Consider the following 13,164-nt stretch of genomic DNA (forward strand, 5'->3'; position numbering starts at 1 on the left):
GTCCGACCCCGACGCGATCCGCGTCATTGGTCCGCCGGTTCAAACGACCCGATCCGGGTCGTTGATCCTGGGGCGGCGAACTTCGGGGCGATCCGCCCCGAGGTCAGTCCGTGCGCCGTGGCCTTCGCCGGGCACGATCCAGCGGGCGGATGCTGCGGCGGTGATGATCAACGCGGCGGACCGCCGCGTTGAAATCTTCCGAGCGGCGGATGCTGCGTCGGATCAGCGCCGCAGGGTGGGGCGATCCGCCCCACCCTCACCTCGCCGGCGAGCTGACCGTGCATTGTCAAAGTTCCAGTGGGCCAGGCGAATCCGGCACCGCCGGGATGGGCTCCGTTCAGAGACCGCCGCTCTCGGGGCTCAGCGCCACGGAGACGGGCTCACCCGGCTCTGGTGGGCCTGGTGTACCCCCGGCCCGCTGACGGGCGACGGCGAGCCACTCGGTCAGCTCGTCCGCCGGGATGCCACCGGCCGCGAGCACGCCGCGTGCCACGTCCAGGTGCAAGGGCCACAGCGGGTCGTCGGGACCGGCGACGGTGCCGAACAGGACGCGGCACTCGTCGGCGGCGGCACGGTCGAGATCGGCCGGGTGCAGCGTGCCGTCAGCGACTTGCTTGGCGACGCTCATCGCCGACTTGATCGCCGCCGCCTCGTTGGTGGTCACGATGTCACGACCTCGGCGTCGATGATCTGCGGCTGGTGCTGAGCCAGGGCCAAAAGGTCGGCCTCGGCGCGGTCGAGGATCGCCCCCGGCGACGCGGACACGTTCACGTCCACGCCGACGTTGACCTTGCCGAGTCCGTGGATGAACGCCCGGTGCTTGGCGATCCGGTCCCGGGCCTTGTCGACAGTGTCCCGGCCGGACACGTCCCGTTCGCTCACCTTCTCCGCCGCCGCCATGATGTACCGCTCGCGCTGCTGAAGCTTCAGCTCCTCCATCATCAGAAGCTGCCCGATGTCGGTGCCTTCGGCGGCGCGGCCGACATACTGGCGCACCGACGCCTCGGCGGCGTTCGCCGACCGGTAGCCGAGTTGGTCGGCGACAGAGGACCAGGTTGCCCCACCGCTGCGCATTTCGAGTGCGCGCCCCACCCGCTCCGCTGTCGCCGCCCGTGCCTTGTTCGCCATCGCTTCCTCCCAGGTCAGCCGTTGGATTCCGTTGCATTCTAGGCTGATCGGGTGAAGTCCGAAATGCACTGTAACCGTGCAGAGTTCACCGAGATTGTCCGAAACTCGGTGCGCGGCGGGTGGTGTCGCAGCCCGGTCACCACCGCTCCTGCCAGTCCACCGCCTGGCCCGTCCACTGCTCCTGAGTCGCGGGTAGTCGCGGGTAGTCGCGGGTGGTTCGCAGCCTGTTCACCACCGCTCTGGTTATCCCCATTTCAACCCATCAGCCCCCTATCGCCCCCCTTTATATAGGGGGGGGCCGATAGCTAATAGGTATCGGCCCCTATCGGCCCCTCGAAAAGGGGCCGATAGAAACCGCTGGTAGGGCAGTGTTTTCACCGACTTTTGGCCCCTATCGGCCCCTATCGGCCCCGGGGAAGGGGCCGATGTATCGGCCCCTCGAAAAGGGGCCGATAGAAACCGCAGGTCAAACATGGTTTTTGCCGCTTCCGCGCCACCTATCGGCCCCGCCCGAAATCGCCGGGCCGGACCCGTCAGAACGTGAACGGATCAAGGCCCTCGGGTGTGATGCGGTAGCGGACCGCCCGGCCGTCTGTGATCCGGGTGAGCAAGGGCGACGGCTTCCTGCCCACCGCCTGTGCCAGTGCCTGGGTTGTGAGTTCTTTCTTGCCGCCGACCGCCTGCCTGATCTCGGTGGTGTTCATGCTGTCCTTGACCTCCTCGCTGTCCTTGCTGTCCGCAAGCCGCTCGGCCAGCACGGTGAGCACCTCATGCATTTTCTTGTCGACGGCGTCGTTCTGGCGCGACTGGCTCCGGTCCACTCCGCCCATGTAGGTCAGCCGCCGCGTGAGCGGATCGAATCTCAGCTCGCCCTCGGGAACCGGCTCGCCGTCGCGGGCCATCGCGGTGAAGAACTTCGGCGCGTTCGGACCCTCATCGAGGCGCACGATCTTCCAGTTGCCGTCCGACCATCCGACGATCCGCGAGTCGCCACGGGCACGCTCGGACGAGTGGCCCATGTGGTGGGCGATCAGCGCATCCGGTATCCCGGCCTCGATCAGCAACTGGTCGAACGGTTCGAGGAACATGCCCGCCTCGGTGCTCTCTTTCAAACCGAGCGCGTCGAGGACCGGGCGCAGGCAGTCGAAGATCAGGAAGTTGCACCCCTGGTCGGACAGTTGCCGTGCCCACCGTCCCCGTATCCGGTCGTTGCCGAGGTCGAACAGCCCCGCACGGCCCCGCAGCGTCTGCACGTCGAGCAACGCGCCCGGGTTGCCGATGCCCTGCTCCCGCAGCCAGCGGCGGGTCATGTCCCGGCTCATCTCGTTGTCGATCAGCACCATCCGCGCCTGCTCCCCGGCCTCGACCGCGAACGCACCGAGGAACGGGTCACCGTCGGCCAGCGACCGGACCAGGTTGCCGAGCAGCGTGGTCTTACCGGCCTTCTCCGGGGCGGCGAGCATGATCCGCGCCCCGCCCGCAGGCCAGACCTGCGCAATGCGGTGGCGGACCGGTGGGTCGTCCTCGGCCAGCAGGGCCGTCAGCGACATCGGCGGCGGAATCTCGATCAGCGCCGCGTCATGGTGCGCGAGCCGTGCCTTGGCCTCCCGGTCGACCCACAGCCACTGTTGCCGTCCGGCGATCTGGGCCTCCAGCGGGTCGAGGCCCGCCGCGCCGGACGACGACGCCGCGCCATTCATGCTCGGGTCGCCGAAGGACATCTCCTCCCCACCGACCTCCTTCGCCGCCCGGGCGTCGGACATCGACGCGGCCTTCAGCACGCCCCACGCCAGCGTCCCGGCGACCTCACCGGGCGTGGGGGCACGCTTGTCGGGTCCGGTGCCGATCAGCTCCTCGAACCGTCCGGCGAGCGTCGTCACCGCACGTTCGTGGTCGGCCTCGGTGATCCGGCCGAGCCGGTGAGCACACGCCAGCCGGACCGCCTGGCCAACCAGCCAGGGGTGTCGCCCCTGCGGCGGCACGTCGGTGCTCCAGCGCGAGATCATCGCCTGCACGTAAGGCGTGGTGGCAGTACCGAACTCCCAGCCCTCCGGTGCCGACACGACCGCCCCCAGCAGCACGCGGTCCTCGGGCTCCTCCGGCACGTCGTAGGCGTCCAGGGCCTCGGCGACCTCGGCGAACGTCAGCGGCCCTCCGGGGCCGTACGGGTAGACCTCCAGCCTCACGGCCACCGGGTTCGCGGCATCCTTGCGGTTGAACGTGCCCGGCACCCGCAGAATCCGGCTGAGCTGGCCCACGTTGTCGACGCTGCCCCCGTGTGTGCCTGCGAGGTGGGCACAGAGCCGGTGAAACCGGCGGTAGAGCGCCGCCGCAGCGGCGCGCTTGTCCTCGGTGTCGAGCGTCCAGGCGTCGTCCTCGGGGTCGGTGACCCAGTACGGATGCCCGCCGTTGCCACTGAACACCACCGCCGCCGGGAACTGCCCGAGCGCGGCGCTGATCGCCTTGGTGACTGTGTTCGCGGTATCGGCGTCGGTCACCCCGCCCGCCTTGTGGTCCACGTCGGCGAACAGCGCGGCCACCCTCGTCACATGCTCGTCGGTTCCGCGCCCGAGATACCCGGGCGGCACGGCGACCGGGTTGACCGAGAACCACACGCACCGGTGGTCGACGTAGAGCGGCGAGGTCGCCACCCCCACCGCGTTGGCGCGGTCGAGGGGTGCCGTGTGCTCGAATGGCCCGTCGGGTTTCTGCGAGCAGATCGACAGCCGCTCGTCGTCCTCGAAGTTGAGCAGGTCGAGTAGGTCGGCGAACCCGGTGGGCCGCTCGTCGCGTGCCTCATCGGCCGGGCGGTCGTCGGGTATTGTCATGGTGTCCTTCGCTTTCGGTTGTGGGCCGGGCGGTGGTAGGTGGCCCCGGGTGAACTCCGGGGCCTTCGCCATGCCGGGGGAGCTTCGCCGTATCGGCGGCGTTCGTGCCTACCGGCGGCGTAGATTCAGAGCTGCACGTCAGTCCGCTCCTGTTCGGTTACGGCGACGCGCTGAGGGTGATGCCGCCCCCTGGGACACCCGGGGGCGGCATCGCTGTCTGTCGGTCACTGTCCTTGCGGCGCAGGCGCTTCCGGCGCGGCCCGTGGCCGGACGGTCCGGGCGGCGAGGTACTCGCGCACGTCGTCCGCGCTGTAGCGGACACGCCGGAGGCCCAGCCTGATGAACGGCAGCCCCACGCCACGCGCCCGATCCGCCCGCAACGACTCGGTGGACATGCCGAGCCATTGCGCGACTTCGGTTTCGGTGAGCAGCACGGGCAGCGCGGCGGTGTCGGTCACGGCGGCGTCCTCTCGTCGGTCTGGTGACGACACGCTACGGAAGGACCGTGCAGACGCCTGGGGCGTGACGAGAGGACGCCGGTCGTGCCGGAATCGAGCGGGGCATCACCGCGCCGTCGCCCAAGTCCATCAGGCTCTCGCGGGGTTTGCGCTTCTTGCTCGTTGTGCGCTTCTTGCTCATTTCACACCGCCGCTCAGCACGGTGCGGATCTGCGCGGCCTGGTCAGCGGTCAGCGTAGGTGCGGCGTCGACCAGCGCCCGGATCGACGCCCGGCGCTCGGCGTCGTCGTTGGGTTGCGCGTGGCGTTCCCGCAGCCACGTATCGACCGCATCGGGGTCGAAGTACAGGCGGCGCATGATGCGGTGGCACGGTAGACCTTCGACGGCGACCCAGCGCCGGATGGTCTGGATTGTCAGGCCACCGAGGCGTTCCCCGAGCTGGCCGGTGGTGAGTAGGCGAGTCGTATCGACGGTGGTGGGTGCTGTGGTGGGGGGTGCTGTGGACACGTGAAACTTCCCGAGGGTTCGGTGGGTTTCACGCGCTGAACCCGAGGCTCGACCCCCAGCAGGTCGTCGGGTAACACGTGTGGACACCTCGCGGTGCCCGGGCAGCGGCGTCGTCCTCGGTCACCGCATGGGCGGATCGGCGAGGGCGTGCCGCTGGCTGCTGGGCGGCGTTTCGATGCGGCACGCAACTCTAATGATAGCTGATAGCCGTCAGTACGGAAAATGCAAAGGTGTTGGCAGGCAAGAGAATACCCGCTTAGAGGGCATTATGAACGCCACACGATCTGCACCGTCGCGGGGTCGAACACCTTCGATCCACGGGTGCCCCGGCGCAGCCGCACGGTGCACAGTGTGTCGATCACGCTGCGCTGCGCCATCAGTCCCGCGTCGAGGAACGCGGCAGCGGGGTCGGGGGAGGCGATCAACTCGCCCAGTGCCGCACCGGTGCGAAGCGTGGACAGCTCGCGCTCGACCTCGGCCAGCTCGGTGTTCACACGACTGGTCGCTGCGCGGTACCGCAGCCCGTCGATTACCCCGGCGTCGTAATCGGCTGCGACAGTGGCCAACCGAGCCCGCAGCCGCTCCATCTGGTCGAGCAGCGGCGCGGCGTCGACTCCGGCCGGGGCGAGCAGCGCCGCGAGGTCGGGTCGTCGCAGCCGTTCGGCGACCACCTCCCGCACGTACGCATCCACGGCCCGCTGCGCTCGGTTCACGCAGGCCGACTTGCAGCGATAGCGTGCGCCGCTGAACGATGTCACCGCCGCCTCGCACGTCTCGCAGACGTAGAGCCCGGAGCCGAGATGGCGGCGGTCGGTGCCGACGCGGTTGGTGATGCGGCGGGGATCGGACAGCCGCGCCGCCACGAGGTCGAACACCTCACCGCTCACCAGCGGTTCCCACGTCGCGTTCACGCCCTCGATGACCTCGCCGTTGTAGATCGCCCGTCCGGCGTAGCGCGGGTTCGTGAGAATGCTGGTGATGCTCGACGGGTTCCACTCGGGTGACACCCGCCGCTTCTTCGCGGGCAGGTTCGCGTGCGGGTCCGGTCGCCCGGTCGAGAGGGCGTCGCGGGTTTGCTCGGCTCGCTTCGCCGTGCGTGCGATCTCCGCGTTCGTCGCGTGCGTCGTCACGCCCTCATCGGTGAGCGTCCGGGCAATCGAGCGCAGCGATTCACCGGCGTGGAACAGGGCGAAGATTCGGCGCACCAGCGCCGCTTCCTCGGGCACGATCTCGCCCTTCGGCGTGTAGCCGGTGAGCCGCGTCCCCAGCGGTGGACGACCCAGGGTGGCGCGTTGCAGCGCCGCACTCTGCTGGCGCTCGGACTTCATGTCGATCTCCATCTGCGCCGCCCCGCCGATCACGTCGATGATCATGCGACCGGCCGCAGTGGCGGGGTCCATGTCGCTGCCCTGGACCAGTGAAATCATCACGCCGTGTTCGCGACACGTCTCCACCAGCGTGAGTCGGTCACGGGCGCTGCGGACGAACCGGTCCAGCGCCCACGCCACCACGACATCCACCCCGCCCGCCGCGATGGCTTCGAGCATCGCCGCGAAATCCTTTCGGTAGACATCACCCTTCGCCGAGACGGAGTTGTCGGTGAACACCCGCGCCACGTCCCAGCCACGCTGCGCGCAGAGCGCACGGCAGTCCTTCTCGTGACGGCGGACGGTCAGCCGCTCGCCGGTCGGGTCGAGGCTGACGCGCAGATAGATGAACGCCCGGCGGCGGGCGGTGGAGGGCGTGGGGGAGGGCGCGGCGGTACGTCGGCGGCGCTGAGCAGGGGTTCGAGCGGTGGTCATCCGCCCAATACTAGCCGAAACGTTTATCGGTAGCGAAATGTCGTGGAATTCCGCTTCAATGTCTGACGTTGTACCTCCGTGTCCGGCGTGTGCGAGTGAGTTCGCATATGAGTCCGGCGCGTTACTGGTCTGCCCGATGTGTGGTCACGAGTGGGCGCCCGGTGCCGGCGACGATGCTGAGTCCGGGCAGGTCGTCACCGATTCAGTCGGGAACGTCCTCGCCGATGGCGACACCGTGACCATCGTCAAGAGCCTGAAGGTCAAAGGTGCCGGTGGTGGGGTCGTCAAGATCGGCACCAAGGTGCGCGGTATTCGGCTGATCACCGATGGTGTGGGCGATCACGACATCGATGCGAAGGTGCCGGGTTTCGGACAGATGCAGCTGAAGTCGAGCGTTGTGAAGAAGGTTCTCTGAGCCTCGGGCGCCCGTATCGCCTCCTACTGCGAAGCCGGGGCTATCGGCGTCACGATTGGTTCCGGAAGCCGTTGGCCCGCCTTGCTTTCGCGATTGACGGCCGCTGATTTGAGGCGGTCGAGGCAGATTCGGCCGGTCACCGTTGTCGGCGAGGCACTGAGGTCGATCGAGTCGCTGTCGGCTGCGTCGAGGCTCAGCCAGGATTCCTGAACGGCGTCGTCGGCATCGCTGATGCTGCCGGTGATCCGCTATGCCACTGACGCTAGGGCACGGTGCGACCCGCCATCCAGCCCTTATGGCGCGCACCACAACCTGCCTAAATAGTGATCTTGGTTGCATAAATGGCGAGTACGTGGCACTGTCTTCGACGAGAGTCATGTTCTACCAATGTATGGACTCTAATTCCGACCCTACGTGTCCGGAAAGAATCGGAAACGTTGGTGATGCGAGCCGGCCCCGTGTAGCGGCTGTCGGGGCGTCGAACCCCCGCCAACCCGCGCATGTTCTGGACGAGAAAGGGACTGTGAGACAGATGGTTTCGACGAATCGGACCAGCGCAGCGCGCCGGACGAAGGCTGGCTGTTGATGCTTCAGACAATCGCAACACGTCTGGGACGCAGCATTGCGGTGGTGCTGTTGGTGACCATGGCGGTCGTGGCCCTGCTGAGCTTGGCTCCCGGATCGGCGTCGGAGGTCATCCTTGGTGAGAACGCCACTCCGGAGGCCATCGCCGAGATGGACGCCGAGTTGGGCTTGGATCAACCTGTCTGGTCCCAGTATCTGGACTGGCTCAAGAACGCTGTCACCGGTGACCTCGGCACGTCACCGTTGACCAATCAGCCGGTGACCGAGGCGATTGCTGAGCGTTTGCCGGTCACGTTGGAACTCGCAGCGCTGGGACTGATCATTGCCCTCGTTGTTGCGATCGTGATGGGGGTACTTTCTGCGGTGCGGCCCGGTTCGGCTCTGGACCGCGGTATCAACGCCCTCTCGGCGGTGTTCTTGTCGGTGCCGGCCTTCATCGCCGGACCGATCCTCATCTACTTTTTCGCCATCCAGTTGCAGATCTTCCCGGTTCTGGGCTGGTCGGACCTCAGTGAGGGGCTTGGCCCCAATCTTCAGAGTGCGCTGCTGCCGGCGATAGCGATCGCGTTGACCGAGATCGCCTCGTTCCACCGGCTCCTGCGCACCGACCTGATCGGCACCCTGGGTGAGGACTACATCGCTGCCGCGCGCGCCAAGGGGATGTCGGGAACCTATGTCATGTTCCGGCACGCGTTCCGGCCGTCGTCGTTTTCATTGATCACCCTGGCCGGAATGAATCTCGGCCGGTTGATAGGCGGCACCGTGATCGTTGAAACCCTGTTCGGGCTACCAGGTTTGGGACAGTTGATCGCGGCTTCGATCACCACCCGCGACCTGATCATGGTCCAGGGCATCGTGGTCTTCATCGCTGTTGTCTACGTCGCCATCAACACCATTGTCGATCTGAGCTATGGACTGATCGACCCGCGCATCCGAAAGGTGACGGCAGCAGCATGACCGACCTGATTTCCAACGAAACGATCATCTCGTCCACGAGCGAGCGCGAGAGCACCCCGGCACTGCAGGTGCCGGCGGTCCGAAAGCCCCGCACCATCCTGGTGTATCTGTCGGTGGGTTGGCTGGTGACGCTGATCCTGGCGGCGTTGTTCGCCAATATGTTGCCGATCGCTCCCTACGACGTTCCCGTCGGCGCGCCCCGGCTCAAGCCCGCCTGGGGATCTCTCGATTTGTTGTTGGGGACAGACAATTTCGGCCGCTCGGAGCTGTCGCGAATCGTCTACGGTGCGCGGGTGTCACTGGTGGTGGGAACCGCTGCCGGCGTGGTCGGTTTCACCATCGGATCGCTGGTCGGTTTGGTCGGTGGGTATTTTGGCCGTCACCTCGACAACGGCATTTCACTGCTGACCGACGCCATGCTCGCCTTCCCGCCGCTGATCCTGCTGCTTGCCCTGGCCTCCATCTTCGAACCCAGTGTGACGACGATGCTCATCGGTCTCACGATGGTTGTCGTTCCGGCCTTCATTCGTCTGTCCCGCGCCAACACGATGGCCTGGTCCTCTCGCGAATTCGTTCGGGCCGCGCGGAATATGGGCGCCGGCCATCCGCGGATCCTGTTCAAGGAGATCTTGCCCAACGTCATCGCACCGCTGGCGTCGTACCTCCCGATCGTGATGGCCGCGCTGATCGTGGCCGAAGGTTCGCTGAGCTTCCTCGGTCTCGGTATCCCGCCACCCACACCGAGCTGGGGCGGCATGATCAGCGACGGTAAAGACGCCCTGGCCACCTCCCCACATCTGGTTTTCGTACCGGCGCTGGCCATCTTCTTCACCGTGTTCGCCCTCAACCAACTCGGCGACCACCTACGCACCAGGTTCGACAAATCTCTTCAGCACTGAACATGTTTCAGCACTGCGTAATTCGTCATTCACAGGATCTGAGATTCCACTGACTCGCGAGAGCGAAAGGGTAGAGGCGCCATGACTATCGGGTCGACGGACAACCATGACAATGGATCACCACTGTCGGCGGACACACCACTTCCGGGGGCCACACCGCTCCTGGAGGTGAACAATCTGCGGGCCTATATCGGCACCGCCCGCGGGACGGTCCGGGCGGTGGACGATGTGTCCCTGTCGCTGCAGACCGGCCAGGCGCTGGGGATCGTGGGGGAGTCCGGTTCGGGCAAATCGGTGATGGCCCGGGCGATCATGGGCCTGATGCCGCCGCGCTCGGCACGCTCGGGTGAAGTGACCTTCCAGGGGCGGGATCTGTTGGCCCTGAAGAAAAAAGAAAAGCTGGAGGTCTGGGGCAAACAGATCGCTATGGTCTTTCAGGATCCGGGACGTTCACTCAACCCGGTCGTCCGGGTCGAACGCCAACTCACCGAAGGCATGCGCAAACATCTCGGGATCGGTCGCTCCGAAGCCACGGGCCGGGCACTGCAACTCCTGCAAGAGGTCGGGGTCCCAGATCCACAGCGCAGACTGCGGAACTATCCCCACGAGATGTCAGGCGGCATGCGTCAGCGCGTGATGATCGCGATCGCGCTGGCCTGTGAGCCCGACCTGTTGATCGCCGATGAGCCGACCACAGCACTGGATGTGACGATCCAACGGCAAATCCTCGATCTGCTGCGCCGTGTCCAGAAGGAACGGGATATGGGGATGATGCTGATCAGTCACGACTTGGCCGTCGTGGCCGGCCGCACCGATCGCGTGTCGGTCATGTACGCCGGACGCCTGGCCGAAGTCGGTGCCACCCGGACGGTATTCGACTCCCCGATGCATCGCTACACCCACGCGCTCCTCGGCGCGACTCCGACCATCGACCACACCCGTCACGCACCGTTGCGGGTGATCTCAGGATCTCTACCCGACCCGACCAGGCAGCCGCAGGGATGCCGGTTCGCGTCTCGGTGCGAGCACGCACAGTCCGACTGCCTCACCCCGGGACCCGTCCTGGAGTCGGTGGGCGCCGACCACGAGGTGGCGTGCCTGCACCCGGTCGCTCCGCACCGGGTAAAAACTCTCACTCTGTCTGGAAGGTAGATCTCATGGCCGGCAGCGGAACCGCTCATCTACGCGGCGATCAGGCACTGCTCAGTGTCGAGGACCTCGTCGTCGAATACCCCACCAGCGCAGGCACAGTGCAGGCGGTCTCCAAGATCAGCTTCGATGTGCTGCCCGGGGAAACCCTGGGCATCGTCGGCGAATCGGGGTGCGGAAAATCGACCACCGGCCGCGCGGTCCTGCGCCTGGACCGGGTCACCGCCGGACGCATCCGGTTCGGGGACGACTGGATCGAAAAGGCCGACGAGAAAGCCATGCGGGTCTTGCGACGCGACATGCAGATGATCTTCCAGGATCCGGTCAGCTCACTCAATCCGCGCCGGTCCGTCAAGGACATCGTTGTGGAAGGGATGTCTGTGGCCGGCGCACCGAAAGCCGACCGCGCCGCCACATCAGCTCAGGTTCTGGACTCCGTTGGCCTTGCACCCGAACGCTATTCGGACGTTCTCCCGCGCGCCCTGTCCGGCGGTCAGGCCCAGCGGGTGGCGATCGCCCGCGCTCTGGCACTGAGTCCGCGTCTGCTGATCTGCGATGAGCCCGTCTCGGCGCTCGATGTATCCGTGCAAGCCCAGATCCTCAACCTCATCGAAGAACTCAAGGCCGAGTTCGATCTGACCGTGGTGTTCATCGCCCACGACCTCGGCGTCGTACGCACAGTCAGCGACAAGGTCATGGTCATGTACCTGGGTAAGGTCTGCGAGTTCGGCGACTCCGTGCAGGTTTACGACAACCCCTCACACCCCTACACCCGAGCCCTGCTGGACTCGGTACCCCTGACCGACCCGGACAAGGGTTTCGCCGGCCCCGCCCTCGAGGGCGACGTGCCCTCACCGCTCTCGCCGCCCAGCGGATGCCGATTCCGCACCCGCTGCCCAAACGCGCAAGACCGCTGTGCCACAACGGAACCAGAAGTTCGCGAAGTCCGTCCCGGACAGTACGCGGCCTGCCATTTCCCACTCTTGCCGGTCAGTGACGCCACAACCTCACTGACCAAACAACTCTGAACCGCACGCGCGGGTAAACGCTACACAGCCCGGCTCTCGGGTAGACCTCTGCTGCCAGCTCTCGGGTAGACCTGTGCTGCCCTCCAATACTTCTGCTCTCGTTTTCGTTGCAAACGGCAACGTCGTTCTATACTGTACGAGAGTGTGATTCTAGTTACAGGGAGATCGGCGGTCCATACCGGTTCCGTGTCCATCCCTTTGAACCGTGAATGGAGATGACAGTGACTGCGCAGCACAGTGCCCTTGATTTGAATTGGTTGATTTCTGTTGATGACCACATCTTGGAGCCGCCGCATATTTGGCAGGACCGGATTGCGGCGAAGGATCGTGATCGGGCGCCGAAGTTGGTGCGGACCGGTGACAAGGAGACCTGGGTGTATGAGGGTCGGGTGGTGCCGACCAGTGGGTTGTCGGCGGTGGTGGGTAAGTCGCGGGAGGAGTTCAGTCCTGAGGCGATCACGTATGCCGATATGCATCCGGGGTGTTATGACCCGAAGGCGCGTTTGGAGCATATGAACGAGGCCGGGATTTTGGCGTCGTTGGGTTTTCCGTCGTTCCCGCGGTTTTGTGGCCAGATCTTTTATGAGGCCCAGGACAAGGATCTGGCGTTGCGGTGTTTGCAGGTGTATAACGACTGGATTTTTGAGGAGTGGTGCGCCACCGATCCGGGCCGGTTCATTCCGTTGGTGATCATCCCGTTGTGGGATCCGCAGCTGGCGGTCAAGGAGATCGAACGTACTGCGGCCCTGGGTGCGCGCAGTGTGGCGTTTTCGGAGAATCCGGAGCCGTTGGGGTTGCCGACGATCAACGATCCGGGCCGGTATTGGGATCCGGTGATGGCTGCTGCGGCTGATCATGATCTGGTCATTTCGATGCATGTGGGGTCGTCGTCGCGGTTGCCGACGATCGCCTCTGATGCGCCGTTCATGGCGAACTTGACCTGGGGTGCCACCCGTACTGCCGGCACGATGTTGCAGTGGTTGTTCAGTGATTATTTCGAGAAGTTCCCGAATCTGAAGATCGCGTTGTCGGAGGGCAATATCGGGTGGATTCCGTATTTTCTGGAGCGGGCGGAGCAGGTGTATGACAAGCAGCGTTTTTGGGCTGCCAAGGGTGTGAAGTATGAGGGTCATGCTGCTACCGAGGTTCCGATGGATCTCGATATCCGGCAGCGTTTCAAAGATCATGTGTATGGCTGTTTCATTCAGGATGAGGCCGGTATCGCGAACATCGATTTGATCGGTGAGGACAACATCATGTTCGAAACCGATTATCCGCATTCGGATTCGACGTGGCCGGATTCGATCAATGTGGCGCGTAAGCAGATCCAGCATCTGCCTGAGGCCACCCAGTACAAGCTTCTTCGTGGTAACGCCGAGAAGTTGTACCGCTTCACCCCCACCGTCCC

Annotated in this window: 12 protein-coding genes and 1 pseudogene; 6 read left to right on the forward strand and 7 right to left on the reverse strand. The window is 65.4% G+C overall.

Annotated elements, in window-relative coordinates; all coding sequences use genetic code 11:
- Nucleotides 1-337: 337 nt before the first annotated feature.
- The 6 genes from H290_RS29720 to H290_RS0125115 form a co-directional block, all read right to left on the reverse strand.
- On the reverse strand, nt 338-664 hold the full coding sequence (locus tag H290_RS29720; protein WP_020109609.1) for a hypothetical protein: 327 nt from the start codon (nt 662-664) through the stop codon (nt 338-340).
- The gene (locus H290_RS30435) at nt 661-1,128 is read right to left on the reverse strand and encodes a hypothetical protein (protein WP_155977038.1); all 468 of its coding nucleotides are present in this window, start codon (nt 1,126-1,128) and stop codon (nt 661-663) included. Before H290_RS30435 ends, H290_RS29720 begins: the two co-directional genes overlap by 4 nt.
- 533 nt (nt 1,129-1,661) lie before the next feature.
- The gene (locus H290_RS0125100) at nt 1,662-3,956 is read right to left on the reverse strand and encodes an AAA family ATPase (RefSeq protein WP_020109612.1); all 2,295 of its coding nucleotides are present in this window, start codon (nt 3,954-3,956) and stop codon (nt 1,662-1,664) included.
- A 224-nt stretch (nt 3,957-4,180) separates the two neighbouring features.
- Nucleotides 4,181-4,447 carry an AlpA family transcriptional regulator gene (locus H290_RS0125105; RefSeq protein WP_155977040.1) on the reverse strand — a complete coding sequence of 89 codons (267 nt, stop codon included), beginning with the start codon at nt 4,445-4,447 and terminating at the stop codon, nt 4,181-4,183.
- 144 nt (nt 4,448-4,591) lie between these two features.
- Nucleotides 4,592-4,921 (reverse strand): helix-turn-helix domain-containing protein, encoded by a 330-nt coding sequence (locus H290_RS0125110; protein WP_020109614.1) that lies wholly within the window; start codon nt 4,919-4,921, stop codon nt 4,592-4,594.
- Between the two features lie 266 nt (nt 4,922-5,187).
- Nucleotides 5,188-6,723 (reverse strand): recombinase family protein, encoded by a 1,536-nt coding sequence (locus tag H290_RS0125115; RefSeq protein ID WP_020109615.1) that lies wholly within the window; start codon nt 6,721-6,723, stop codon nt 5,188-5,190.
- 58 nt (nt 6,724-6,781) lie between these two features.
- Between H290_RS0125115 and H290_RS0125120 the strand changes: the two genes are divergently transcribed.
- Nucleotides 6,782-7,138: a zinc ribbon domain-containing protein YjdM gene (locus H290_RS0125120; protein ID WP_028463677.1), complete on the forward strand. Its 357-nt coding sequence runs from the start codon at nt 6,782-6,784 to the stop codon at nt 7,136-7,138.
- 26 nt (nt 7,139-7,164) lie between these two features.
- Here H290_RS0125120 and H290_RS31845 read toward each other — a convergent pair.
- Nucleotides 7,165-7,386, reverse strand: a pseudogene (locus H290_RS31845) (RNA polymerase sigma factor SigJ); the annotation flags it as partial.
- Between the two features lie 337 nt (nt 7,387-7,723).
- On the opposite strand from H290_RS31845, the gene H290_RS0125125 reads away from it, so the two are divergent.
- From H290_RS0125125 to H290_RS0125145, 5 genes are all read left to right on the forward strand, one after another.
- Complete coding sequence (locus H290_RS0125125; RefSeq protein ID WP_020109617.1) at nt 7,724-8,680, forward strand: ABC transporter permease; 957 nt, start codon at nt 7,724-7,726, stop codon at nt 8,678-8,680.
- Nucleotides 8,677-9,579 carry an ABC transporter permease gene (locus H290_RS0125130; protein ID WP_020109618.1) on the forward strand — a complete coding sequence of 301 codons (903 nt, stop codon included), beginning with the start codon at nt 8,677-8,679 and terminating at the stop codon, nt 9,577-9,579. Before H290_RS0125125 ends, H290_RS0125130 begins: the two co-directional genes overlap by 4 nt.
- Nucleotides 9,580-9,660: 81 nt before the next feature.
- Nucleotides 9,661-10,731, forward strand: coding sequence for an ABC transporter ATP-binding protein (locus tag H290_RS0125135; RefSeq protein WP_020109619.1), 1,071 nt, complete (start codon nt 9,661-9,663; stop codon nt 10,729-10,731).
- A gap of 5 nt (nt 10,732-10,736) precedes the next feature.
- Entirely contained in the window at nt 10,737-11,756 is a 1,020-nt protein-coding gene (locus tag H290_RS0125140; protein WP_020109620.1) for an ABC transporter ATP-binding protein, read from the forward strand.
- Nucleotides 11,757-11,971: 215 nt separating this feature from the next.
- Nucleotides 11,972-13,164: amidohydrolase family protein (locus H290_RS0125145; protein ID WP_036520235.1), on the forward strand; the 1,193-nt coding region annotated here is incomplete at its 3' end.

The sequence above is a fragment of the Nocardia sp. 348MFTsu5.1 genome, assembly GCF_000383535.1.
GTDB lineage: Bacteria > Actinomycetota > Actinomycetes > Mycobacteriales > Mycobacteriaceae > Williamsia > Williamsia faeni.

Excerpts from the sequence above, each read along its gene's own strand:
- H290_RS30435 (WP_155977038.1), bottom strand. The coding sequence starts at position 1,128 with ATGGCGAACAAGGCACGGGCGGCGACAGCGGAGCGGGTGGGGCGCGCA.
- H290_RS0125100 (WP_020109612.1), bottom strand. The coding sequence starts at position 3,956 with ATGACAATACCCGACGACCGCCCGGCCGATGAGGCACGCGACGAGCGG.
- H290_RS0125115 (WP_020109615.1), bottom strand. The coding sequence starts at position 6,723 with ATGACCACCGCTCGAACCCCTGCTCAGCGCCGCCGACGTACCGCCGCG.
- H290_RS0125120 (WP_028463677.1), top strand. The coding sequence starts at position 6,782 with ATGTCTGACGTTGTACCTCCGTGTCCGGCGTGTGCGAGTGAGTTCGCA.
- H290_RS0125125 (WP_020109617.1), top strand. The coding sequence starts at position 7,724 with ATGCTTCAGACAATCGCAACACGTCTGGGACGCAGCATTGCGGTGGTG.
- H290_RS0125130 (WP_020109618.1), top strand. The coding sequence starts at position 8,677 with ATGACCGACCTGATTTCCAACGAAACGATCATCTCGTCCACGAGCGAG.
- H290_RS0125135 (WP_020109619.1), top strand. The coding sequence starts at position 9,661 with ATGACTATCGGGTCGACGGACAACCATGACAATGGATCACCACTGTCG.
- H290_RS0125140 (WP_020109620.1), top strand. The coding sequence starts at position 10,737 with ATGGCCGGCAGCGGAACCGCTCATCTACGCGGCGATCAGGCACTGCTC.